Raw genomic sequence first — 21,974 nt, 5'->3', positions numbered from 1 at the left:
CCCCCCCCCCCCCCCCCCCCCCCCCCCCCCCCCCCCCCCCCCCCCCCCCCCCCCCCCCCCCCCCCCCCCCCCCCCCCCCCCCCCCCCCCCCCCCCCCCCCCCCCCCCCCCCCCCCCCCCCCCCCCCGGCGGGCGGCGACCGCGGCGGCGCTGCGTCCCCGGGTGTCGGGCCGCCGGCCTCCGGGCAGGAGGAGGGCATGGCATCGGAAGAGACGACGAAGGTCGCCGAGCTGCTCAAGGACGAGCGGTTCGGCCTGTTCACCACGATCGCGCCCGACGGCACGCTGATCAGCCGCCCCATGGCGATGCAGGAGGTCGAGTTCGACGGCGACCTCTGGTTCTTCGCCCGGCGCAGCTCCCGCAAGGTCGCCCACGTGACCGGCAACCCGCAGGTCAACGTCTCGACGTCCGGCAGCTCCAGCTGGGTGTCGCTCACCGGGCACGCCGTGGTGGTCGACGACCTGGAGAAGAAGCGCAAGCTCTGGAACTCCGTCGTCGAGGCGTGGTTCCCCGACGGCCCGGAGGACCCCGACGTCGTCCTGCTGCGGGTCGAGGCCGCCTCGGCCGAGTACTGGGACTCCCCCGGCGGCCGGGTGGCCAGCGCGATCAGCTTCGCGAAGGCGAAGCTGACCGGCCAGGCCTACGACGGCGGCGAGAACGAGCGGGTGGAGCTGCGCGGCAGCTAGGCCGCCGACTCGGCCTGCGCCTGGCGCGGCGAGCCGTCCTGCGCCCGCATCGCCTGGGCGAACGCCTCGAGGCTGGCCGCGCCGGTCGCACCGCCGCAGGTCAGCGAGGCGAGCAGGTTGCCGAGCAGCCCCGACCGGTCGGCCACGATCCGGATCCGGCCGATCTCGACCACCAGCCCCAGGAGGTCGAGGCGCAGGCCGTCCGGGATGTCGAGGATCACGCACTCCACCGGCGTCGTCATCGCAGGCACTCCCCTCCCCCCGTGTCCGAACCAGATACGGAAGAGTTTCGGCCGGATGCACCGACGCCGCGACCGGGGAGCCGCGCCGGCAGGCGCGGGCGCGGCGCGGCGGTCACCCGCTGCACCGGTCCGGGCAGACCCCGGTCAGGCCAAGCCGGCCAGCGGCGACTCGTCGCAGATCTTGACCGGGACGGTCGGCATGCCCAGCAGGGTCGGCTGGCCCCGCACCGGGCCGGTGTGCGAGTGGTCGAGGTGGCTCCGCGGCGTCACGGTGGCGGCGTCGCGGGCGGCGAGCGCGGTCTCGCCGTAGCCCTGCACGCACTCGGGGTCGGGGCCGTCGAGCGGCAGGCCGGTGAAGAACTTGGCCGCCATGCAGCCGCCCCGGCAGGCGTCGAAGTGCCCGCACCTCGCGCAGGCGCCGCCGGTCTGCGGGCTGCGCAGCTCGGCGAACAGGTCGCTGTGCTGCCACACCCGCTGGAAGCCGCCGGGGTCGCGGACGTTGCCGGCGAGGAACTGCTCGTGGATGGCGAACGGGCAGGCGTAGACGTCGCCGACCGGGTCGATCAGGCAGACCACCCGCCCGGCGCCGCACAGGTTCAGCCCGGGCAGCGCCTGCCCGTAGGCCGACAGGTGGAAGAACGAGTCCCCGGTGAGCACGCGGTCGCCGTTGGCCAGCAGCCAGGAGTGCAGCTCGCGCTGCTGGGCCTGGGTGGGGTGCAGCTGGTCCCACACGTCGGCGCCGCGGCCCGACGGGCGCAGCCGGGTGATCCGCAGCTGGGCCCCGTACCGGTCGGTGAGGGCCTTGAACGCGTCGAGCTGGCCGACGTTCTCGCGGGTGACGACGACGGAGACCTTGAAGTCCTTCATCCCCGCCTCGGCCAGGTTCTCCAGCGCCTTCGTGGCGGTGGCGAACGAGCCGGTGCCGCGGACCCGGTCGTTGACCTCGGCGGTGGCGCCGTCGAGGGAGATCTGCACGTCGACGTAGTCGGTGGCCGCCAGCTGCCGGGCGCGCTCGCGGTCCAGCTTGACGCCGTTGGTGGAGAACTTGACGCCGACCCGGTGGTCGATCGCGTAGTCGAGCAGGTGCCAGAAGTCGGGCCGGACCGTGGGCTCGCCGCCGCCGACGTTGACGTAGAAGACCTGCATCCGCTGCAGCTCGTCGACCACCGCCTCGGCCTCGGCGGTGGACAGCTCGCGCGGGTCCCGCCGCCCGGACGAGGACAGGCAGTGCACGCACGCCAGGTTGCAGGCGTAGGTGAGTTCCCAGGTCAGGCAGATCGGCGCGTCGAGCCCGTACTCGAACTGGTCGACCAGCCTCCCCCCGACGGGACGCTCGGGCAGGACGGCGGTCATGCGCGCACCTCGATCATCTGAGAGCGGGCGAGGTCGGCCAGCGCCCGCTCGTAGGCCGGCCGCTGCGGCTCGGCGACGCCGCAGGCCGCCAGGGTGGCGGTCGCGCTGGGGTGGTCGGCCAGCGACTCCACCACCGCCACCAGCTGCTTCGACTTCAGGAACGACAGCTTGCGGTTGCCGAAGTGGTAGACCAGCGCGCCGAAGGGCTCGGGCCGCAGGGCCACCGACCGGGCCCGTTGCCAGGGCAGGCCCGGGTCGAACTCCTGCACGGGAGTGCTCAGTAGACGCCGCACATGCCGTCGATGGAGACCTCCTCGACCAGCGACTCCTCGACCAGGGCCTCCTCGGCCGCGGGGGCCTCCAGCTCGGTCTCGACGTCGGGAGCGGTCGTCGGCTCGGGCATGCGGGCCTCCAGGAGCGGTGGGACGGGAGTCGCTGCGGACGCTAGTGACACCGGGTGCCACGGGCAAGCGGAGGTACGGCTGCGGGCCGTGGTGGCGCAAGATGGCTGCCGTGACCGAGCCCTGGGGGGACCCGCGGGAGGAGACGCGTGCCCGCATCGAGCAGGCGGCGCTCGACCTCTTCACGCTCAAGGGGTTCGAGCAGGTCACGATCGACGACGTCGCGGCCGAGGCCGGCATCGGCCGCAGGACGTTCTTCCGCTACTTCGCCACCAAGGCCGACGCCGTCTGGGGCGACTTCTCCGGCCACGTCGCCCGGCTCGACCGGTTGCTGGCCGCGACCGACCCCGCTGCCCCGGTGCTGGCCGGCATCTGCGCGGCCTACGTCGAGGTGAACGACTACGCCGACGCCGACCTGCCGCTGCTGCGCGAGCGGATGCGGCTCATCCTCACCGAGCCCGCGCTGCAGGCGCACTCGCAGCTGCGCTACGCCGAGGTGGACCGGGTCGTGGCCGAGCACGTCGCCCGCCGCACCGGGGGCACGGCCGAGCACCTGCTCCCCCGGCTGGTGGCGACGACGACGCGCGCGGCCGCCACCACCGCCTTCGAGGTATGGCTGGCCGACGGCCGGACGAGCCTGGCCGACGACCTCCGCGCGGCGTTCGGCGAGCTGGCCGGCGCCTTCCCGACGCTCCGCGGGTAGCGCGGGTCAGGCCTTCTCGGCCAGCCCGCGGGCCACCTCGGACGGGCGCTGCTGCTCGCCCGCGTAGGAGCTGACGACGACGAGCGCCCCAGTGAGCGCGGGGACGACCCACTGCAGCTTGTCGAGCTGCTCCTGGGCGGCGGCGATCTCCCCGCGCGCCCGCTTGGAGGGCTTCGTGCCCTTCTTCGACGGGGTGGCGCCGCCCTGCGACACGACCTGCCCCAGCGACCGGCTGTAGGCGGTCACGCCCAGCGCCGCGACGGTGAGCACCGTCTTCGCCAGCGACATGCCGGCCGCCCCCTGCTGGCGGGCCACCCGCGTCCGGTTGCCCAGCAGCTGCCCGACGCTGCCGACGACGTGGGCACCGATGGCGGCGGCGTTGACCGGCGTCCACCGGTCCCAGCCGGCGTTGGCGACGGCGCCGGTGGCCGAGGCGCTGCCGGCCTGGGCGGCGGCCTCGTTCAACGCCACGGCGTTGGCGAGCGTGCCGCCGAACCAGGCGGCGAGGCCGAGGTCGTGCAGGGAGCGGGAGAGGGTGTTGCGCGCCATGGGGAGCCTCGTCGGGTCGGGGAAGAAGGGTCGCCCCCACCTACCCCTCCCCACGCCTCCCAAGCGGATGGCGCGCAACCTTTCTCCGGGCCGGCCGGCTCGCCGCGGCCACCACCCGGTCGGGGCGCACCAGCACCGAGCGCCCGCGCAGCCACCCCGCCAGCTCCGGCACCCGCACCACCCGGGCCGGCTCCCCGGTGGGCGGCTCGAGCACGGGCCCGTCGTCCGCCGTCACCACCGCCCAGCCGTCGCCGAGGACGTCGTCCAGCCGGCGGGCCGCGCCGTCCACCGCCACCGTCGGCTGCGGCACCAGCCCGCCCACCGGCGAGCCGACGGCGACCCGGGGACGGCGGACCAGCGGCCCGCGGCGCAGCGGCGGGGTGCGGCTGCTGCGCGCGAACGCCCCCACCAGCGGCAGCCGGCGGACCACGGCCAGCACCGCCCGGCGGACGGCGGCGGCGCCCCGGCCGCCGCCGGTCATCAGCAGCCCGACGAGCTGGGCGATCCGGATCAGCGCACGGGCGTGCGGCTCGCGCTCGGCCTGGTGGGTGTCGAGCAGCGCGTCCGGCGCCGTGCCGTCCAACACCGCGGCGAGCTTCCAGGCCAGGGAGTGCACGTCGCGCAGCCCGAGCCCCAGCCCCTGGCCGACGAAGGGCGGGGTCAGGTGCGCGGCGTCGCCGGCGAGCAGCACCCGGCCGGTGCGCCAGCGGTCGGCCACCTGCGCGCGGAAGGTGTACTCCGCCGTCCGCTCCACCTCGACCGGCCCGGCGCCGTAGGGGGCGAGCAGCTCGTCGATGCGCCCGGCCAGGTCGGCGGCGCTCTCGCCGGGCGCCAGGCGGAACTCCCAGCGGTGCCGGCCACCGGTCAACGGCATCAGGGTCGCCGCCCGCCGCGGGTCGCAGACCTGGTGGACACCCGGCCAGAACGGCCTCGCCGGCCGCGCCCGGACGTCGACGACGAACCAGCGGTCGGCCGGCCCGAGGTCGCGCATGCGGACGCCGGCGAGCGTGCGCACGGTGCTGTTCGCGCCGTCGCAGCCGAGCACGAACCGCGCCGTGACGGACCCGTCCGGCCCGGCGTCCCGGTCGTCGACCCCGAGCACCACCGCGTCGTCCTTGTGCCGCAGGCCGGTGACGTCGGCGCCCCAGCGCAGGTCGATCCGCGGCGAGGCCGCGACGGCGGCGAGGAGCACCGCCTCCAGGTCGGGCTGGTGGAAGAGCACGCCCGCCGGCCAGCCCAGCGGCCCCGGACCGGGGTCCCGGGCGAACTCGGCCAGCACGCGCAGCCGGGCGTCGAGCAGCCGCATCCCGGCCAGCGGCTCGGTGCGCGGCAGGAACGCGCCGGCGACACCGGCGTCCTGCAGCACGCGCAGCGCCTCGTCGCCCAGGTGGACCGCCCGCGGCAGGGGGTAGGGGGCGGGCTGCCGGTCGAGGACGACGACGTCGACGCCGCGCCGGGCGAGCAGCAGGGCCGCCGTCAGCCCCACCGGCCCGGCGCCCACCACGACCACCGGGACGACCGTCACCGGCCCAGTCTGACCACCGCCCGGGCCGGACGTAGCGGCGAACGTTGCACCCGGCTTCCACCTCCTGTGACGGGGGTCATAACGTTCGGGGCAGTCATGCGCGCTCGCGCATGCCCGTCAGGGCCCTCGACGGCGAGGGCGACGAGGAGGTACTCCTGTGCCCGTAGAGACCCGTGGCGCCATCATGCGCGAGGCGCCAGGCAAGTTCGAGGTCGTCGACCTGATCTCCGACGACCCGCGCCAGGGCGAACTGCAGGTGAAGCTGGCGGCGTCCGGGATGTGTCACTCGGACGACCACCTCGCCACCGGCGACATCCCCGTGGCGCACTACCCCATGTGCGGCGGTCACGAGGGTTCAGGCGTGGTCACCGCGGTCGGTCCCAACACCCCCGGTTTCAAGGAGGGCGACCACGTCGTCTTCTCCTTCCTGCCGGCCTGCGGCAAGTGCCGGTGGTGCGCCAACGGCATGTCCTACCTGTGCGACCTGGGCGCCGGTCTGCTGGTCGGCGCACGGTTCGACGACCCGACCAGCTTCCGCTTCTCGCTGTCCGACGGCACGCCGGTCGGGCAGATGTGCGGGCTCGGCACCTTCTCCGGCTTCACGACGGTGAGCGTCGACTCGACCATCAAGATCCCCGAGGAGATCCCGCTCGACGTCGCGTGCCTCACCGGCTGCGGTGTCGGCACCGGCTGGGGCTCCTCGGTGCAGGCCGCCAAGGTCGAGCCCGGTGAGACGGTGATCATCATGGGCATCGGCGGCATCGGCATCAACGCCGTCCAGGGGGCGGCCTTCGCCGGCGCCAGCCACGTCATCGCCGTCGACCCGGTGGCCTTCAAGCGGGAGAAGGCACAGGAACTCGGCGCCACCGAGGCCTTCGAGGGCATCGAGGAGGCCGCGGAGTTCGCCCGGAGCGTGACGAACGGCCAGGGCGCCGACAAGGCGATCGTCACGATCGGCGTCACGACGGGCGAGCACGTCGCGCAGGCATTCCAGGCCGTGCGCAAGGCCGGCTCCGTCGTCGTGACCGGACTCGGGGACATCACCGACCAGGTCGGTATCCCGATCTCGATCGGCGAGATGACGTTGTTCGCGAAGGAGATCAAGGGCGCGCTCTTCGGCGACCAGAACCCGCACACCGACATCCTGCGGATGCTGCGGCTGTACCAGGAGGGCAAGCTCAAGCTCGACGAGCTGATCACCAAGCGGTACAAGCTCGACGACATCAACCAGGGCTACGAGGACATGCACGCGGGCAAGAACATCCGCGGGGTCATCATCTACGACTGAGTCCGCCCCTCGCACCGGACCGGGGTGCCGTCTGCTCGACGGCACCCCGGTCCGTTCGTACAGCCCCCCGGAGCGCTCGTGACCTCGACGGCCGACACCCGCCTCGACATCGGCGGGATGGTCCGCACCGCCCGGGAGCGGGTGGTCGCCCGGCTGCGCGAGGCCGAGGTGGTCGCCGCCGCGCTCTCGGCCGGCCGCAACGTCGTCCTCGAGGGCCCGCCAGGCACCGGCAAGACCACGCTGCTGCGCGCGCTGGCCGACGGCACCGGCGTCCCGCTCGTCCTGGTCGAGGGCAACGCCGAGCTGACCCCGACCCGGCTGGTCGGCCACCACGACGCCTCCCGGGTGCTCGCCGAGGACTACCGCCCCGAGAACTTCGTGCCCGGCCCGCTGACCCGGGCGATGACCGAGGGCGCGCTGCTCTACGTCGAGGAGTTCAACCGGGTGCCCGAGGAGACGATGAACGTCCTCCTCGGCGTGCTCTCCGAGCGCGAGATGCACGTGCCGCGCTACGGCCGGGTCGCCGCCCGCCCGACGTTCCGGCTGGTGGCGGCGATGAACCCGTTCGACGCCGTCGGCACCGCCCGGGTCACCCCCGCGCTGTACGACCGGTCCTGCCGGGTCGCCATGGGCTACCAGGACGAGGACGCCGAGCTGGCCGTCGTCGCGGCGGTCACGGGCGCCCCCGCCGGGCTGGTGGCGCGCGCGGTGCGGGCCGTGCGGATCACCCGCGACCACCCCGAGCTGCGCATCGGCGCCTCGGTGCGCGGGGCCATCGACACCGTGCTCATCGCCCGGGAGCTGGCGGTGGTGCGCGGCAGCGAGGAGGTGGACGAGGACACCGGCCTGGACGCCGCCCTGGCCGGACTCACCGGCAAGGTCACCGTCGGTGACGGCGTCGCCCGCCCGGTCGAGGCCGTCGTCGCCGACATCTGGCGCCGGGCCGGTGAGGAGCCGGGAAAAGCCTGACGCCGGAGGGGCCGCAGCCCTCCGGTCCACCGCCGGGCACCGCGCCCGGCCCTCCGCCCGGTGGCCGTTCCGCGCAGCGGGTGGTCGAGGACCCTGTCGAGGTGGAGCAGCTGCTCCGGGACTCCGCCGCCCGTCGGGCCAGCCGCGACCAGCTCTCCCGCAGCAACCCCGACTTCGACGCGATCTCGCCCTCGGCGGGCGAGCTCGACGCCGCCGCCGTCGCCGAGCTGGCCGCGCGCGATCCCGACGCCGCGGCGCGCGTGCTGGCCGAGGCCTCCCGCGCGTTCGACCCCGCGCTGCGGGCCGCCGCCCGGGCGCTGGCCGCCCGGCTGCGGGTGGGCAGCCCGCGGACCGGCGTCGCCGACCGGCCGGGCACCAGCCGGGTGGTCACCCGCCGCGACCCGACGGGGGCGGACGTCGACCTGGACGCCAGCCTGGCCGCCCGCGGCGGTGAACCGCACTGGCGGGCGGCGCACGTGCACACCCGCGGCTGGCGCTCCACCGGGCGAGCGGTGCTCCTGCTGGTCGACGCCTCCGGCTCGGTGGCCGGCGACGAGCTCGCCACCGCCGTCCTGACCGCCTCGGCGCTGGTCTCGCGGATGCGGCCCGGGGACGAACTGGGCGTCGTGGCGTTCTGGTCGAAGGCGGTCGTGCTGCGGCCGCTGTCGGCCGACCCCCGGATCGACCTGGTCGTCGACCGGCTCTGCGACCTGCGCGGGCACGGGACGACCGACCTCGAGCTGGGCCTGACGACGGCGGCGGCGCTGGTGGCCCGTTCGCGTGCCGCCGACCGGCAGGTGCTGCTGCTCTCCGACGGGCTGGCCACCGAGAGCCCCGACCCGATCGGCGCCGCGTCGTCGCTCGCCCGCGTGCCGGCGCGGCTGTCGGTGCTGGCGCTGTCAGCGGAGAAGGGCGCGATGGCCTCCTGCACCGCGCTGGCCGGGGCCGGGGGCGGGCGGGTCGCCCCGCTGCACCGGCCGTCGCAGGCGCCGGCCGCCGTCCGCGACCTGCTCGGCTGACCGCGCCCCGGTCTACCGTCCGCCCTCGATCCGGCGGTCCCGCTGCTCCGTCCCGGGAGCGCCGTACGGGTAGTCGGCCGGGGCCGGGTCGCTCGCCTCGTCCAGCCGCGCCGTCTCCTCGGGGGAGAGGTGCAGCCCGGCGGCGCCGAGGTTGTCCTCGAGCTGCCCGAGCGTGCGGGCGCCGAGGATGACCGAGGTGACGGCCGGGCGGTCGACCAGCCAGGCGAGCGCGACCTGCGCCATGGAGCACCCGCGGTCGTCGGCGACCGCCCGGACGGCGTCGACCACGTCCCAGGTGCGCTGCAGGGTGCTGCGCCGGCCGTAGGCCTCCACACCGCGCTCGGGGTTCTCGCCGAGCCGGGTGGCGCCGGTGGGGCGCTCGTCCTGCCGGTACTTGCCCGTCAGCCACCCGCCGCCCAGCGGGGACCAGGGCAGCAGCCCCAGCCCGTTGGCCGCCGCCGCGGGCACGATCTCCCACTCGATCTCGCGGACGAGCAGGTTGTACTGCGGTTGCAGGGTCACGGGGGCGGTCAGGCCGCGGTGCTCGGCGACGTCGACGGCCCGTTGCAGCTGCCAGCCCAGGAAGTTGGACAGTCCGACGTAGTGGATCTTGCCCGCCCGGACCGCGTCGTCGAGGAACCGCATGGTCTCCTCGATCGGCGTCCACGGGTCGTGGGCGTGCACCTGGTAGAGGTCGACCCGCTCGACGCCGAGGCGGCGCAGCGAGCCGTCGAGCGCGTCCGCGAGGTACCGGCGGGACAGCCCGACGCCGTTCGGCCCCTCCCCCATCGGGAAGCGCCCCTTGGTCGCCAGGACCAGGCGCTCGCGGACGCCGGAGCCCTGCTTGGCCAGCCAGCGGCCGATGATCTCCTCGCTGACGCCGCCGGAGTACACGTCGGCGGTGTCGACGAGCGTGCCGCCCCCCTCGAAGAACCGGTCGAGCTGGGCGTGCGAGCCCTCCTCGTCGGTCTCCCGCCCGAAGGTCATCGTGCCGAGGGTCAGGGTCGAGACGGCGCAGCCGCTGCGGCCGAGGGTGCGGTACTCCACGGTGAGCACCCTCTCCCCTGCGGTCCAGCCGCGCAGCTCGGGGAAGTCGGTGTCGGCGAACTCGGTGCCGCTCGGCGCGGCCGTCCGCGCTCGCCCGGGCGGCCGACGAGACATGACCCGGGGTGGCCGGGCAGCGTCCCGAGCTCCTCGGGACGTCCGCCCTGCCGCCCGGGTCGTGCCGCGCGACAGCCTCCGACCACCAACAGGACCAGCGCAGAGGTCGGAGGTAGACCGTCATGACCACCCAGCTGTCGTTCCGCGGATCCGAGCGGTCACGCCGCCGGACGGCTGCATCTGCGTTCGTCGCGCTCGCGGCGGCGCTGGCCGCCGTCGTGGTGGCTGCCCCCGAGGACGTGGCGGACCAGGTGGCCCTCCAGGAGCGCCTGGACCGCACCGGAGCCCAGATGCTCGTGGCCTGGGCGTTGTGGACCGCATCCGGCTCGGCGTGGCTGTGCCTGGCCGCGGGGTTGCGCAGGGTGCTCCCGTCGGGAGGGGCGCGGGACCTGTGGCTCGGCGCGGTCACCGCAGCCCAGGCCGCCACGTGCGTCGGCGCCTCCCTGGTGACGGCCGCCTCGAACCCGCGGGCCCACGACATCCCGCTGCCTGCCTACGAGGCGTTCCAGGGCGCGGGCCACCACGTCCTCGCTGCGGGCACGGTCCTGACGGGGCTGGCTCTGCTGGGACTGGCCGTGGCCCTCCGATCCGCGCCGGAGCAGCTCCCCCGTTGGTTCCGCTCGTTCACCACTGCCGCGGGGGTGGTGCTCGTGCCCGCCTCGATCGCCGGACCGGTGGCCGTTCCCGTGGTCGCTCTGTGGCTCCTGGTTCTCGGCCTGGTGCTGCTGCGCGGACCGGCCGCCTCTCCGACGGCGGGGGAGCGCAGGGCCGACCGCGTGGCCTGACTGTGCCACGATCGGCCGTGGGAGCAGCTCATGGCACCGGACGACGCCTCGCCCGGCCGCACCGCGGTTGATCGCACGCGGTCCGCCCGGCCGAACACGGTGGCCAGCCTCCTGGTCCTCGTGCCGGGGCTGGCAGCCGTGGGCTGGGCGGGGCTCGCGGTGGACGGCGGCGAGCCCTGGTGGCACGGGCCGCTCGACGTGGTGCTCGTGCTGGTGCCGGCGGCCATCGGCGCCGGGATCGCCGCTCACCGACCGCGCAACCCCCTCGGCTGGCTCCTCCTCGCCTTCGGCTCCGCCACCGCGGTGTCCGGGCTCCTCAGCACCTGGGCGGCGACCCATCCGACGACGGCGTCCGGCACGTGGGCCGCGTGGGGGGATGCGGTGCTCTGGGCCTTCGGCCCCCCGCTGCTCCCGCTGATCGGCTTGCTGTGCCCCGATGGGCGTCCGGTCGGCGCGATCGGACGGTGGGGGACGTGGCTGGGGAGCACGGCGGTCGCGGTCGTCGCACTGACCTCGGCGCTGGCCCCGGGACCCCTCGCCGGTCACAGCTCGAGCCCCGGGCCGCACAATCCGCTGGGAGTCGCGGCGCTGGCGCGCCTGGTGCCCGGGGTGGCCGCGGTGGCGCTGGTGCTCCTCGTGGGGGCGGCCGTGCTCGCCCTGCTGTCCGTGGCTCTTCGCTGGCGCCGTGGCGTGGGGACCGAGCGGCTGGCCATGGCCGCCGCCGGTGCACCGTTCACCGCAGCGGTGACCCTGCACCTGGCCGCGCAGATCACCGGGCTCGATGCACTGGCGGTGGCGGGGACGCTGTCTGCGGCGCTGGGGTTGCCCGTCGGCATCGGGCTGGGGATCGCGCGGTACCGCGCGGACCGGCTGGACCTGTTCATCGCCAGGTCCCAGGCGTACGCGTTGCTGGCCCTGGCCCTGGTGGTGGTCTTCGGTGCGACGAGTGCCGGCGCCGCACTGCTGTCGGGCGGCCGCACGCCCCTGACCGTGGCGATGGCCGTCGCCGTGACCGCCCTGGCGTCCGCTTCGGCGCGTCGGCGCGTCACGGTCGCCGTGCAACGGGCCGTCCTCGGTGCCGCGGGCGACCCGGCTCGCCTCGCCGCCGACGTCGGTGCCCGCCTCGCTCGGGTGCACGACCCCGACCGGATCCCCGCGTGCGCGGTGTCGGCGGTGACGGACCTGTTGCACGTCCCTGCACGCCTGGTGCCGCCAGGGGAGGCCGGCCCACCCGCTTCGTCGCTGATCCAGCCGCTGTCCCAGCACGGGGTCTCCCTCGGGGAGCTGGCCGTACCTGCCACCGTGTCACCGGCTCGACGTCGCGCCCTCAGGGCCGTCGCCGGGCCGATCGCCACCGCTCTGTACGCAGCCACTCTGACCGAGACCGTGCGGCGATCCCGGGCCGAGCTGCTGACCGCCGTGGAGGAGGAGCGGCGCCGTCTCCGACGCGAGCTCCACGACGGCCTGGGTCCCCAGCTCGCGGTTCTGGCGATGGGGCTGGACGCAGCGCAGAACCGAGCTCGGCAGGCCGACTCCCCCGAGCTGGCGGCCCTCCTGAGCCGGCTGCGGGGGCAGGCCGACCAGATGCTCGGCGGCGTGCGGCAGATCGTCTCGGGACTGCGCCCTCCGGCTCTCGACGAACTCGGCCTGCCGGGGGCGCTGCAGCGCTACGCCGAGGAGGTCGCCGTGCCGAACGGCTTCTCCGTCGAGATCGTCGCCGGGGATCTGGAGAAGCTGCCCGCGGCCGTGGAGGTGGCCGCCTACCGCATAGCCGCGGAGGCCCTGCTCAACGCCGTCCGGCACTCCGGTGGATCGCGGTGCCGCCTGGCTCTCACCGGCGAGGGGCAGGACGGCCTGTGCGTGGAGGTGACCGACGACGGAACGGGGCGGGACGACGCCGCCACGGCGGGCGTGGGCACCCAGTCGATGCGGGAGCGGGCGGCGGCGGTCGGGGGCTGGGTGGTCTGCGGTCCTGCTGCGGGCGGCGGGACCGCGGTGCGGGCGTGGCTGCCCACGGTGGCGGCATGACCGGCCCGTCGAAGGTGCGCGTGCTGGTGGTGGACGACCACGCCCTGTTCGCCGAGGGCCTGCGCGAGCTCCTGTGCTTCCACGACGACCTCGAGGTGGTGGGGATCGCGGGATCGGCCGAGCAGGCCCTGGTCGACGCACCGCGGCTGGCACCCGACGTGGTCCTCATGGACCTGCACATGCCGGGGCTCGACGGCGTGGCGGCCACTCGCCGGCTCACCGCCCGATCGCCGCGACCGGCGGTGCTGGCGCTGACCATGTACGACGACGACGCATCCCTGTTCGCCGTGCTCCGGGCGGGTGCGCGCGGCTACGTGCTCAAGGGGGCGCACCAGGAGGAGCTCGTCTCCGCCATCCGGGCGGTGGCCCGCGGGGAGGCCGTCTTCGATGCCCGGGTGGCGGATCGCGTCCTGTCCCACGTCGGGGCCGTGACGGCCGCGCAGGCCCTGCCCGAGCTGACGGAGCGAGAGCGCCAGGTGCTCGCGCTGCTGGCCGCCGGGCGGCCCACGGCGGAGATCGCCGACCGGCTGCAGCTGTCCCCGAAGACCGTCCGGAACTACCTCTCCTCCGTCTTCGCCAAGCTCCAGGTCGCTGATCGCGCCCAGGCGGTCCTGCGGGCGAGGGATGCCGGGTTGACCGAATAGCCCGCCGGGGTTCAACCGCGCAGCTCGGGGAAGTCGGAGTCGGCGAACTCGGTGCCGCTGCCCTCCGGGGCCAGCCGCTCCTCCCGCTCGCGCAGCTCGACCCGGCGGATCTTGCCGCTGATCGTCTTGGGCAGCTCGTAGAACTCGACCCGGCGCACCCGCAGGAACGGCGCCAGGTTCTCGCGGGCGTGCTGGAGGATGGAGAAGGCGGTCTCCCGGGTGGGCTCGTGCCCCGGCGCCAGCGCGATGTAGGCCTTGGGGATCGCCCCGCGCACCGGGTCGGGCACCGGCACCACCGCGGCCTCGGTGACCGCCGGGTGCTCGATGAGCACGCTCTCCAGCTCGAACGGGCTGATCTTGTAGTCGCTGGCCTTGAAGACGTCGTCGGTGCGCCCGACGTAGGTGATGTAGCCCTCGGCGTCGCGGCTCGCGACGTCCCCGGTGTGGTAGTAACCGCCGGCCATCGCCTCGTCGTTGCGCTCGGGGTCGCCCTGGTAGCCGGTCATCAGCGACAGCGGCCGGTCGGACAGGTCGAGGCAGATCTCGCCCTCGTCGGCCTGCTCCCGGGCGATCGGGTCGACCAGGACGACGGGGACGCCGGGCAGCGGCCGCCCCATGGAGCCGGGCTTCACGACCGATCCCGGGGTGTTGCCCACCGACGCCGTCGTCTCGGTCTGCCCGTAGCCGTCGCGCAGGGTCAGCCCCCACTGGGCCTTGACCTGCTCGATGACCTCGGGGTTGAGCGGCTCGCCGGCGGCGACGGCCTCGCGGATCGCGCCCGGCCCGCCGGAGAGGTCGGCCTTGATGAGCATCCGCCAGACGGTCGGCGGCGCGCAGAACGTGGTGACGCCGTCCTCGCGGATCCGGCCGAGCAGCGCCGCGGGGTCGAAGCGCGCGTAGTTGTAGAGGTAGATCGTCGCCTCGGCGATCCACGGGGCGAAGAAGCAGCTCCAGGCGTGCTTGGCCCAGCCGGGCGAGCTGATGTTCAGGTGCACGTCGCCGGGCTGCAGCCCGAGCCAGAACACCGTGGACAGGTGGCCCACCGGGTAGCTGACCTGGGTGTGCTCGACCAGCTTCGGGCGGCTCGTCGTCCCGCTGGTGAAGTACAGGAGCAGCGGGTCGCCCGGCAGGGTGCCGGGGTGGCCGGGCGGTTCCCCGCCGGCCTGCGCGCTGTCGGCGTAGGCGAGCCACCCGGCCGGCGCATCCCCCACGGCGATCCGCGTGTAGTCCCCGGGGACCCCGTCGAACTTCCCGGCGTCGGCGGCGTTGACGACGACGTGCCGGGCCCCGCCCCGCTCGATCCGGTCGGTCAGGTCGGCGGGGCCCAGCGCGGTGGTCGTCGGCATGATCACCGCGCCGAGCTTCATCACCGCGAGCATCGACTCCCAGAGCTCGACCTGGTTGCCGAGCATGAGGACGACGCGGTCGCCCTTGCCCACGCCCTGCGCCCGCAGCCAGCCGGCCACCTGGTCGGAGCGGCGCACCACCGCGTCGAAGGAGTACCGGGCGGCGCGGCCGTCCTCCTCGACGATGTGCAGCGCGGTGCGCTCGCTGCCGCGCGCGTAGGCGTCGAACCAGTCGACCGCCCAGTTGAACGGCCCGTCGAACGACGGCCAGCGGAACTCGGCGGCCGCCTTGGCGTGGTCGCCGCGCAGGGCGAGCAGGGAGTCCCGGGCGGCGCGGTAGACCTCGGTGGCGGACATGGCTCGTCCCTACTCCCCCGCGCTCCCGACCACCAGCCCGTGCAACGTCCCGTGCAGCGTCAGCGGGGGCGGTGGGGCAGCAGGCGGTGGACCTCGCCGGCGCGGACGGCGTCGAGGGGGACGGCGGAGCGCAGCACGGCCTGCCCGAGTCGCAGCACGCCGTCGGACAGCGCGGCGCACCGGACGCCGGCCCGCCCGCGCAGCCCGCGGTGCGCCCCGGGGGTCAGGACGACGTCGAGCCAGGCGCACGGGTTCGCCGGGCGACCGCCGCGCAGCCGCACCTCCCCGGCCCCGCAGTCGAGCGAGAACTCCTGCCCGCGCAGGGCCTCGACCTCGGCCCCGCGCAGGACGACGTTGCGGCGGGCGAGCAGCGCGTCGGGAACGGGGACCCCGAGCTCGGCGGCGAGCGCGTCCACCGCCTCCGCGGCCAGCACGGTGACCGCGGCGTCGCGGTGCGCGGCCTGCCCGAAGTAGCGGTCGCCGACGATGCCGAGACCGGCGCGCACCTCGAGCGCGGTGCGCCGGTCGCCGTCCTGGGCCGGGACCGTCGTCCCCGGCCGCCCGTCGTAGCGGTGCTCCGGCGAGGCGAGCAGGCCGACGACCTCCACGTCGTACCGGTGCGCGAGGTCCCCGGTCAGGGGTCGACCAGCCCGTACTCCCGGGCCTCCTCCGCCGACAGCAGCCGTCCGGCGCGCATGTCCTCGGCGATCCGCCCGGCGTCCCGGCCGGTGGCCGCGGCGAGCCGCTCCTGCAGCCGGCGCAACTGCCGGACGTGCTCGGCGGCGAGCGCCTCGACGTCGCCGGCCGGGCCGCGGCGGGGGGCGCGCGGCTCGGTCAGCTGGAACACCGCGTGCGCGCCGGCGGCCCGCCGGTCGCAGACGGCGAGGACGACGACGCCCACCCCGCGCAGCGTGCCGAGGGAGGTGGCGTGCACGGGTGCGCCCATGAGGTCGAGGGCGTCGACCAGGGTGAGCGCGGCCTCCACGTCGGCGTTCACCCCGGAGAGCCGCAGCTGCACCGGCCCGTCGCCGGAGGAGTCGAGCAGCGCAAGCTCGGCGACGGCCCGGTTGACCGCCTCGTCGTCCAGGTCGCCGGAGAGCGCCACCACGCGCTGCTCGAGCAGCCGCTCGGCCAGCCAGTCCCCCGCGCCGACGACGACCGACATCGACGTCGACGGCCCCGGCGCGGCGGGGCGGGGCGCCGGCTGCCAGGGCGTGCGCGGGTACTCCGGTGGTCCGGGCGGGAAGGGCGGCTGCGGTGGCCCCGGCGGGACCGGCGGCCAGGTGCCTGCGGGTCGGCTCACGGCGACTCCTCGGACGGTCGGACCTGCCACTCGACGGTGCGGCCCAGCGCGGCCGCGTAGCGCTCGAGGGTCGACAGCCGGGCGTCCAGCTCGCCGCTCTCCAGCCGGGCGACGGCGGACTGCGAGGTGCCCATGCGCGCGGCGATCTCGGTCTGGCTGAGCTCGCTCTCCCGGCGGGCGCGGACCAGCTCCTCGATCAGCTCGCGCCGGCGCTCACCCCGGTCCTCCAGACCGGGGAAGCGGCTGCGGCGCACCGGCGGCATACCAGGAACGGTATACCTCTTCCGCTATACCGGCCACCCGGTCCTACCGCTCGGCGGTGGGGTGGATGGGGCCCTCCGTGCCGGACAGGCGCTCGCCGGAGCCGCCCCAGCGGCCGGCGATGATCTCCGCCGCGATCGACACCGCGGTCTCCTCCGGGGTGCGCGCCCCCAGGTCGAGCCCGATCGGCGAGGACAGCCGGGACAGCTCCTCCTTGGACAGGCCCGCCTCCTCCAGCCGCGCCAGCCGCTCGTCGTGCGTCCGCCGCGAGCCCATCGCGCCGACGTAGGCGACCGGCAGCCGCAGCGCGACCTCCAGCAGCGGGACGTCGAACTTCGGGTCGTGGGTGAGCACGCAGAGCACGGTGCGCTCGTCGATCCGGCCCGCGTCGACCTCGGCCTGCAGGTAGCGGTGCGGCCACTCCACGACCACCTCGTCGGCGTCGGGGAAGCGCTTCGGCGTCGCGAACACCGGCCGCGCGTCGCAGACGGTCACCCGGTAGCCCAGGAAGGAGCCGACCCGGGCGACGGCGGCGGCGAAGTCGATGGCGCCGAACACGACCATCCGCGCCGGCGGGGCGAAGGAGTTCACGAACAGCTCGAGCTCGTCGCCGCGGCGCTCGCCGTCGTGGCCGAAGTGCAGCATCCCGGTACGCCCGGCGGCGAGCATGCCCCGGGCGTCGGCGGCGACGGCGTCGTCCAGCCGCTGCAGGCCGAACGTGCCCGATGCGCGGTCGGGCCAGAGCACCATCCGCCGGCCGAGCCGGTCCTCCGGCCCCTTCACGCAGGTCACGACGGCGACCGGCTCGTGCCGGTCGACCGACTCCTTGACCTCGCCCAGCTCGGGGAACGACTCCCGCGACACCGCCTCGACGAACACGTCGAGGATGCCGCCGCAGGTGAGGCCGACGGCGAAGGCGTCGTCGTCGCTCACCCCGTACCGCTGCAGGACCGGCTCCCCGGTCTCGACGGCGTCCTTGGCCTCCTCGTAGACCGCGCCCTCGACGCAGCCGCCGGAGACGCTGCCCACCGCCGTCCCGTCGGGCCCGACCAGCATGGAAGCGCCGGCCGGCCGCGGCGCGGAGCGCCAGGTGGCCACGACGGTCCCCATGCCGACGGTCTGCCCCGCCTGCCACCAACCGACCAGGTCGTCGAGCACGTCACGCATCGCACAGCCCCTTCCGGAGTGGATCCGTGTGTGTAACGCGCACGGATCCACTCCACAACGTCTCACGCACGGCCGATCACTCCCGACAGCTCCTCGAACGCGGCCAGGCTGTGGCCGGACACGAAGTGGTCGATCGACGGCAGCGCCGCCTGCATGCCGCCGGTCAGCGGCTCGTAGCCCTCGCGGCCCTTGTGCGGGTTGACCCACACCACGGCGTGGGCCAGCCGCCGCAGCCGGGCCATCTGCTCGCCCAGCAGCTCGCTCCCGCCGCGCTCCCAGCCGTCGCTGCAGACGACGACCACCGCGCCCCGGGCCATCCCGCGCTGCCCCCACCGGTCGAGGAACGCCTTGAGCACCTCGCCCAGCCGCGTGCCGCCCGACCAGTCGGGGATCGCCGAGCCGCTGGCGGCCAGCGCCTTGTCGGGGTCGCGCAGCCGCATCTCCCGGGTCACCCGGGTCAGCCGGGTGCCGATCGTGAACACCTCGGTCGAGGACGGGCGGGCGCGGACGGCGACGTGCGCGAACCGCAGCAGGGCGTCGGCGTACGGGCTCATCGAGCCCGAGACGTCGACCAGCAGGACGACGCGCCGTGGCCGGGGCGCCGCCCGCCGGTGCATCAGCCGGGTGACCTCGCCGCCGTCGCGCAGGGCCCGGCGCACCGTGCGGGCCGGGTGGACGGCGCCCAGCGGGTTGGGCCGCCGGCGGCGGGAGGGCCGCATCGGGGAGGCCGGGCGGAGCAGCGTGAACAGCCGGCGCAGGTGCTCGCGCTCGGCGATGGTCAGCTCGGAGACGTCCCGGTGGCGCAGCACCTCGGCGGCGCTGGCCTGCGCGGCCAGCTCGGAGGCGTCGTCGCGCTGCTCCCCCTCGCCGGAGCCGACGTCCAGCGGCGCCATGGCCGAGACGATCTCGCGGTCGCGCGGCGCCCGCGGTGCCTGGCGGGGCCGGTCGCCGCCGAACCAGGCGGAGAACGCCGCGTCGTAGCGGTCCAGGTCGTCGGGTCCGGCGCACAGGGTCAGCCGGCCGGCCCAGTAGACGTCGGTGGCGTCGAGGACGTCGAGGGAGCCGACGGCGGCGAGCATCGCCTCCACCCGGTCCGGGGAGGCGGCCACCCCGGCGGCGCGCAGCGTCCGGGCGAAGCCGAGCAGCGTGTCGACGACGTCCCGGCGCTCCGCGGTGCCGGCCGCCTCAGCCACCGAACAGCGCCCCCCGCACCATCGAGTGCACCCGCTCGGTGTCCTCGCGGTACTTGAGGACGGCACCGAGCGTGCGGGCGGCGACGTCGGGGTCGAGGTCGCGGGCGCCGAGGGTGTGCAGCGCCGTCGCCCAGTCCATCGCCTCGGCGATCCCGGGCGGCTTGAGCAGGTCCAGCGTGCGCAGCTTCGCCGTCGCCCGGGCCACCTCGCGGGCCAGCTGCTCGGTCACCTGCGGCAGCCGGCGGCGCAGGATCGCCACCTCGCGGTCGAAGTCGGGGTGCTGCAGCCAGTGGTAGAGGCAGCGGCGCTTGAGCGCGTCGTGCACCTCGCGGGTGCGGTTGCTGGTGAGGATCACCAGGGGCGGCTGCACCGCGCGGATGGTGCCGAGTTCCGGGATCGAGATCGTGAAGTCGCTGAGCACCTCGAGCAGGAACGCCTCGAACTCGTCGTCGGCCCGGTCGACCTCGTCGACCAGCAGCACGGACGGCGAGTCCTCCAGGGCCTGCAGCAGCGGCCGGGCCAGCAGGAAGCGGCGGTCGTAGAGCGAGGCCTCGAGGGCGTCGGGGTTGTCGTTCGCGTGGGCGGCCTCGGCGGCGCGCAGGTGCAGCAGCTGGCGGCCGAAGTCCCAGTCGTAGAGCGCCTGGCTGGCCTCCAGGCCCTCGTAGCACTGCAGGCGGTAGATCGGCCGGCCGGTCACCTCGGCCAGCGCGTGGGCCAGGGCGGTCTTCCCGACGCCGGCCTCGCCCTCCAGGAACAGCGGGCGGTGCATCACCAGCGCCAGGTACGCGGCGGTGGCCAACCCCTCGTCGGGCAGGTAGCCGGTGCCCTCGAGGGCCACGGCCAGCTTCTCCGGGCTGGAGAGGTCGGACGGCGGGTCCTGGGGCGCCAGGGTGGGGTCGGTCACGTCCCGAGCATCCCACCGCGGGGGATCCGGGGCCGGACGTGGGAACGGTGGCCGGCCGAGTCTGGTCCTCGGCCGGCCACCGTCGTCAGTGGTGCGGCGCCGATCGCGCCGCGAGCGGCGTCAGAGGCGCCGGTCGGTGTCCCGGACGCCGTCCACCTCGATCTCCTCCTTGCGGAGGTCGGCGGAGACGGTCTCGGTGTCGGTGACGGTCTCCTTGTCCAGGCGGACGCGCTCGACCGGGACGGCCTCCGTCTCGGCCACGGCGCGCTCGGCGCGGAGGGTCACCTCGTGCTCCTCCTCGCTGATCGCCGGCCCGTCGAGGGCGTTGCCGATGTTGGCGTCGGTGATCGGCTCGCGCTCGACCCGGACCTCCTCGCGCGTGACGGGGACGGTCTCGGTGACGTTCTCGCTGACGACGTACTTGCGCAGCCGGGCCCGGCCGATCTCCTCGGAGCGGGTGCCCACGTTGAGGCGCTCCTCCGACCGGGTCATGGCGTTGTCGGTCGTCGGGCCGGAGGTGTCGTGGCCGACCGTGCCGGGGGCGTCGGCCACCCCGCCGGTCGCCATGCCCGTGGTGGCCATGCCGGTGGTCTGGGTGGTCTCGTAGCCGCCGCTGCCGACGTCCAGGCCGTAGTAGCGGTAGAGCTCCTGCTCCTCCTGCGGCGACAGGTGGCCGTCGGTGTCGATCTTCGGCGCGTCCTTCACCCGCTCCTTGCTCACCGGTACGCGGACGCCGTCGTCGGTCAGGTCCGCGTTGCGGATCGGGACGAAGGACTCCTTGGTGCCGAACAGTCCGGTGCGGACCGTCAGCCACTCGGGCTGACCGCTCTCGTCGTCGAGGTACACCTCCGACGCGGAGCCGATCTTCTGGCCGGACTCGTCGTAGACGTCGCTGCCGATCACGCGGCTGATGGTCTCGGTGCCGATCATCGTCGTTTCGCGCTCCCATCTGAGCTCGGGGTCTCGTTTCGCCCCGATGGGTGACCGGACGCCGCGGGCCGAAACGATCTCGTCCCGAACTTCCCCCGACGCCGGGCGCGTCGGCGGACGCCCGCGGGAAGCGGTCGACGCGGACGTCACATCGCGTCTTCGCTGGTCAGGCGCACGATCGGATCGCGCACCACCGGATGCCGCACGGAGCACTCCTGGGTCGAGGACCTCAGGTGACGGAATCGTCCCGGGCGTGTCGCGCCGCCCTCGGCGCGTCGTCCCCGGATCCGCGAGGGTGCTGCCCAGCATGGACGGGTGCCTCCCCGCTCGCCGTACGACGACCTCGTCCACCCGCGCACCGTGAAGAAGCCGGTGCCGCAGATCGCGGCCGAGAAGGACCTCGTCGTCGAGGACCCCAGCAGCGGGTTCGTCGGCGCCGTAGTCCGCTGCGAGAAGGACGTCGTCCACCTCGAGGACCGGCACGGCCGGGTGCGGGGATACCCGCTCGGCCCGGGCTTCTGGGTCGACGGGCGGCCGGTCGTGCTCGTGCGCCCCCGCCCGACGGCGCCCACCGGCCCGGCGCGCAGCGCGTCCGGCTCGACCTACGTCGCCGGCGCCAGGGCGCGGGTCGCCCGCGAGGGCCGCATCTACGTCGAGGGCAAGCACGACGCCGAGCTCGTGGAGAAGGTCTGGGGCCACGACCTGCGCATCGAGGGCGTGGTCGTCGAGCCGCTGCACGGCGTCGACGACCTGCCCGCCATCGTGCGCGACTTCCGCCCCGGTTCCGGCCGGCGGCTCGGCGTGCTGGTCGACCACCTGGTGCGCGGGTCGAAGGAGTCGCGGATCGCCGAGCAGGTGACCGGCGAGCACGCGCTCGTCGTCGGCCACCCGTTCATCGACATCTGGCAGGCGGTCAAGCCCTCGGTCGTCGGCATCCGCGAGTGGCCGACCGTGCCCAAGGGCGAGTCGTGGAAGGACGGCGTCTGCCGCCGGCTCGGCTGGGAGGACGACACCGGCTACGTGTGGAGCCAGCGCATCCTGGCGCGGGTGAAGACGTGGACCGACCTCGAGCCGGCCCTCATCGGCCGGGTCGAGGAGCTGATCGACTTCGTGACGACGGACTGACCGGAGTGGATCCGTGCACGTGACGTGCACGGATCC

Annotated in this window: 24 protein-coding genes; 9 read left to right on the top strand and 15 right to left on the bottom strand. The window is 75.1% G+C overall.

Translation table 11 applies throughout. The annotated features are described in order from the left end of the window. Positions 1-196: 196 nt before the first annotated feature. The gene (locus tag ACI797_RS26570; RefSeq protein WP_456863426.1) at positions 197-685 is read left to right on the top strand and encodes a pyridoxamine 5'-phosphate oxidase family protein; all 489 of its coding nucleotides are present in this window, start codon (positions 197-199) and stop codon (positions 683-685) included. Here ACI797_RS26570 and ACI797_RS26565 read toward each other — a convergent pair. From ACI797_RS26565 to mftA, 4 genes are all read right to left on the bottom strand, one after another. Further along, positions 682-927 (bottom strand): hypothetical protein, encoded by a 246-nt coding sequence (locus tag ACI797_RS26565; RefSeq protein WP_456863423.1) that lies wholly within the window; start codon positions 925-927, stop codon positions 682-684. The two genes, ACI797_RS26570 and ACI797_RS26565, sit on opposite strands and share 4 nt — an antisense overlap. A 144-nt stretch (positions 928-1,071) precedes the next feature. After that, positions 1,072-2,280 carry a mycofactocin radical SAM maturase gene (gene mftC, locus ACI797_RS26560; RefSeq protein WP_456863420.1) on the bottom strand — a complete coding sequence of 403 codons (1,209 nt, stop codon included), beginning with the start codon at positions 2,278-2,280 and terminating at the stop codon, positions 1,072-1,074. Further along, entirely contained in the window at positions 2,277-2,549 is a 273-nt protein-coding gene (gene mftB, locus ACI797_RS26555) for a mycofactocin biosynthesis chaperone MftB (RefSeq protein WP_456538370.1), read from the bottom strand. The genes mftC and mftB overlap by 4 nt, the downstream gene beginning before the upstream one ends. Positions 2,550-2,557: 8 nt before the next feature. Next, positions 2,558-2,683 (bottom strand): mycofactocin precursor MftA, encoded by a 126-nt coding sequence (gene mftA / locus ACI797_RS26550; protein WP_456863416.1) that lies wholly within the window; start codon positions 2,681-2,683, stop codon positions 2,558-2,560. A gap of 110 nt (positions 2,684-2,793) precedes the next feature. Here mftA and mftR point away from each other — a divergent pair, with 110 nt between their 5' ends. Further along, complete coding sequence (mftR, locus tag ACI797_RS26545) at positions 2,794-3,384, top strand: mycofactocin system transcriptional regulator (RefSeq protein WP_456863414.1); 591 nt, start codon at positions 2,794-2,796, stop codon at positions 3,382-3,384. Positions 3,385-3,390: 6 nt separating this feature from the next. Here the strand turns inward: mftR and ACI797_RS26540 are convergent, their stop codons facing one another. After that, positions 3,391-3,933, bottom strand: a complete 543-nt coding sequence (locus ACI797_RS26540; RefSeq protein ID WP_456863411.1) for a hypothetical protein — start codon at positions 3,931-3,933, stop codon at positions 3,391-3,393. A 40-nt stretch (positions 3,934-3,973) separates the two neighbouring features. Continuing rightward, a complete protein-coding gene (locus ACI797_RS26535; RefSeq protein WP_456863408.1) occupies positions 3,974-5,458 on the bottom strand; it encodes a bifunctional 3-(3-hydroxy-phenyl)propionate/3-hydroxycinnamic acid hydroxylase in 1,485 nt (494 codons plus the stop codon). A gap of 157 nt (positions 5,459-5,615) precedes the next feature. Between ACI797_RS26535 and ACI797_RS26530 the strand changes: the two genes are divergently transcribed. The 3 genes from ACI797_RS26530 to ACI797_RS26520 all read left to right on the top strand — a co-directional run bounded on the left by ACI797_RS26530 (position 5,616) and on the right by ACI797_RS26520 (position 8,734). After that, a complete protein-coding gene (locus tag ACI797_RS26530) occupies positions 5,616-6,746 on the top strand; it encodes an NDMA-dependent alcohol dehydrogenase (protein WP_456863404.1) in 1,131 nt (376 codons plus the stop codon). A gap of 78 nt (positions 6,747-6,824) precedes the next feature. Continuing rightward, entirely contained in the window at positions 6,825-7,715 is an 891-nt protein-coding gene (locus ACI797_RS26525) for an AAA family ATPase (RefSeq protein WP_456863401.1), read from the top strand. A 101-nt stretch (positions 7,716-7,816) separates the two neighbouring features. Continuing rightward, the gene (locus ACI797_RS26520; RefSeq protein WP_456863398.1) at positions 7,817-8,734 is read left to right on the top strand and encodes a vWA domain-containing protein; all 918 of its coding nucleotides are present in this window, start codon (positions 7,817-7,819) and stop codon (positions 8,732-8,734) included. A 12-nt stretch (positions 8,735-8,746) separates the two neighbouring features. Here the strand turns inward: ACI797_RS26520 and ACI797_RS26515 are convergent, their stop codons facing one another. After that, positions 8,747-9,895, bottom strand: a complete 1,149-nt coding sequence (locus ACI797_RS26515; RefSeq protein ID WP_456863395.1) for an aldo/keto reductase — start codon at positions 9,893-9,895, stop codon at positions 8,747-8,749. A gap of 122 nt (positions 9,896-10,017) precedes the next feature. On the opposite strand from ACI797_RS26515, the gene ACI797_RS26510 reads away from it, so the two are divergent. The 3 genes from ACI797_RS26510 to ACI797_RS26500 are packed head-to-tail and all read left to right on the top strand — an operon-like array spanning position 10,018 to position 13,352. Beyond that, positions 10,018-10,680 (top strand): hypothetical protein, encoded by a 663-nt coding sequence (locus ACI797_RS26510; protein WP_456863392.1) that lies wholly within the window; start codon positions 10,018-10,020, stop codon positions 10,678-10,680. Positions 10,681-10,710: 30 nt separating this feature from the next. Then, positions 10,711-12,708, top strand: coding sequence for a sensor histidine kinase (locus ACI797_RS26505; RefSeq protein ID WP_456863389.1), 1,998 nt, complete (start codon positions 10,711-10,713; stop codon positions 12,706-12,708). Continuing rightward, the gene (locus tag ACI797_RS26500; RefSeq protein ID WP_456863383.1) at positions 12,705-13,352 is read left to right on the top strand and encodes a response regulator; all 648 of its coding nucleotides are present in this window, start codon (positions 12,705-12,707) and stop codon (positions 13,350-13,352) included. The genes ACI797_RS26505 and ACI797_RS26500 overlap by 4 nt, the downstream gene beginning before the upstream one ends. Before the next feature lie 11 nt (positions 13,353-13,363). On the opposite strand, the gene ACI797_RS26495 is transcribed toward ACI797_RS26500, so the two are convergent. From ACI797_RS26495 to ACI797_RS26460, 8 genes are all read right to left on the bottom strand, one after another. Beyond that, positions 13,364-15,055, bottom strand: a complete 1,692-nt coding sequence (locus tag ACI797_RS26495; RefSeq protein ID WP_456863376.1) for an AMP-binding protein — start codon at positions 15,053-15,055, stop codon at positions 13,364-13,366. 59 nt (positions 15,056-15,114) lie between these two features. Then, positions 15,115-15,663, bottom strand: a complete 549-nt coding sequence (locus ACI797_RS26490) for an MOSC domain-containing protein (protein ID WP_456863370.1) — start codon at positions 15,661-15,663, stop codon at positions 15,115-15,117. A 26-nt stretch (positions 15,664-15,689) separates the two neighbouring features. Next, positions 15,690-16,358: an ATP-dependent Clp protease proteolytic subunit gene (locus ACI797_RS26485; protein WP_456863364.1), complete on the bottom strand. Its 669-nt coding sequence runs from the start codon at positions 16,356-16,358 to the stop codon at positions 15,690-15,692. Beyond that, positions 16,355-16,621 carry a helix-turn-helix domain-containing protein gene (locus ACI797_RS26480; protein WP_456863357.1) on the bottom strand — a complete coding sequence of 89 codons (267 nt, stop codon included), beginning with the start codon at positions 16,619-16,621 and terminating at the stop codon, positions 16,355-16,357. The genes ACI797_RS26485 and ACI797_RS26480 overlap by 4 nt, the downstream gene beginning before the upstream one ends. A 43-nt stretch (positions 16,622-16,664) precedes the next feature. After that, entirely contained in the window at positions 16,665-17,786 is a 1,122-nt protein-coding gene (locus tag ACI797_RS26475) for an XdhC family protein (protein WP_456538383.1), read from the bottom strand. 62 nt (positions 17,787-17,848) lie between these two features. Continuing rightward, the gene (locus ACI797_RS26470) at positions 17,849-18,979 is read right to left on the bottom strand and encodes a vWA domain-containing protein (protein ID WP_456863354.1); all 1,131 of its coding nucleotides are present in this window, start codon (positions 18,977-18,979) and stop codon (positions 17,849-17,851) included. Next, the gene (locus ACI797_RS26465; RefSeq protein WP_456863350.1) at positions 18,972-19,883 is read right to left on the bottom strand and encodes an AAA family ATPase; all 912 of its coding nucleotides are present in this window, start codon (positions 19,881-19,883) and stop codon (positions 18,972-18,974) included. Before ACI797_RS26465 ends, ACI797_RS26470 begins: the two co-directional genes overlap by 8 nt. A 120-nt stretch (positions 19,884-20,003) precedes the next feature. Then, entirely contained in the window at positions 20,004-20,813 is an 810-nt protein-coding gene (locus tag ACI797_RS26460) for a DUF2382 domain-containing protein (RefSeq protein WP_456863346.1), read from the bottom strand. A gap of 315 nt (positions 20,814-21,128) precedes the next feature. On the opposite strand from ACI797_RS26460, the gene ACI797_RS26455 reads away from it, so the two are divergent. Further along, positions 21,129-21,938, top strand: a complete 810-nt coding sequence (locus ACI797_RS26455) for a DUF3097 domain-containing protein (RefSeq protein WP_456863339.1) — start codon at positions 21,129-21,131, stop codon at positions 21,936-21,938. Positions 21,939-21,974: the final 36 nt, after the last annotated feature.

The organism is Geodermatophilus sp. SYSU D00691, from assembly GCF_054050275.1.
Note: the sequence above shows the minus strand (reverse complement) of the source record. Positions and strands in the feature narration are given on the sequence as shown.

Bases quoted from the DNA above. Each gene is read 5' to 3' on its own strand.
- ACI797_RS26475 (WP_456538383.1), bottom strand. From the start codon at position 17,786: ATGCGTGACGTGCTCGACGACCTGGTCGGTTGGTGGCAGGCGGGGCAG.
- ACI797_RS26500 (WP_456863383.1), top strand. From the start codon at position 12,705: ATGACCGGCCCGTCGAAGGTGCGCGTGCTGGTGGTGGACGACCACGCC.
- ACI797_RS26565 (WP_456863423.1), bottom strand. From the start codon at position 927: ATGACGACGCCGGTGGAGTGCGTGATCCTCGACATCCCGGACGGCCTG.
- ACI797_RS26515 (WP_456863395.1), bottom strand. From the start codon at position 9,895: ATGTCTCGTCGGCCGCCCGGGCGAGCGCGGACGGCCGCGCCGAGCGGC.
- ACI797_RS26460 (WP_456863346.1), bottom strand. From the start codon at position 20,813: ATGATCGGCACCGAGACCATCAGCCGCGTGATCGGCAGCGACGTCTAC.
- ACI797_RS26540 (WP_456863411.1), bottom strand. From the start codon at position 3,933: ATGGCGCGCAACACCCTCTCCCGCTCCCTGCACGACCTCGGCCTCGCC.
- ACI797_RS26505 (WP_456863389.1), top strand. From the start codon at position 10,711: ATGGCACCGGACGACGCCTCGCCCGGCCGCACCGCGGTTGATCGCACG.
- ACI797_RS26570 (WP_456863426.1), top strand. From the start codon at position 197: ATGGCATCGGAAGAGACGACGAAGGTCGCCGAGCTGCTCAAGGACGAG.
- ACI797_RS26495 (WP_456863376.1), bottom strand. From the start codon at position 15,055: ATGTCCGCCACCGAGGTCTACCGCGCCGCCCGGGACTCCCTGCTCGCC.
- mftA (WP_456863416.1), bottom strand. From the start codon at position 2,683: ATGCCCGAGCCGACGACCGCTCCCGACGTCGAGACCGAGCTGGAGGCC.
- ACI797_RS26510 (WP_456863392.1), top strand. From the start codon at position 10,018: ATGACCACCCAGCTGTCGTTCCGCGGATCCGAGCGGTCACGCCGCCGG.
- mftC (WP_456863420.1), bottom strand. From the start codon at position 2,280: ATGACCGCCGTCCTGCCCGAGCGTCCCGTCGGGGGGAGGCTGGTCGAC.
- ACI797_RS26480 (WP_456863357.1), bottom strand. From the start codon at position 16,621: ATGCCGCCGGTGCGCCGCAGCCGCTTCCCCGGTCTGGAGGACCGGGGT.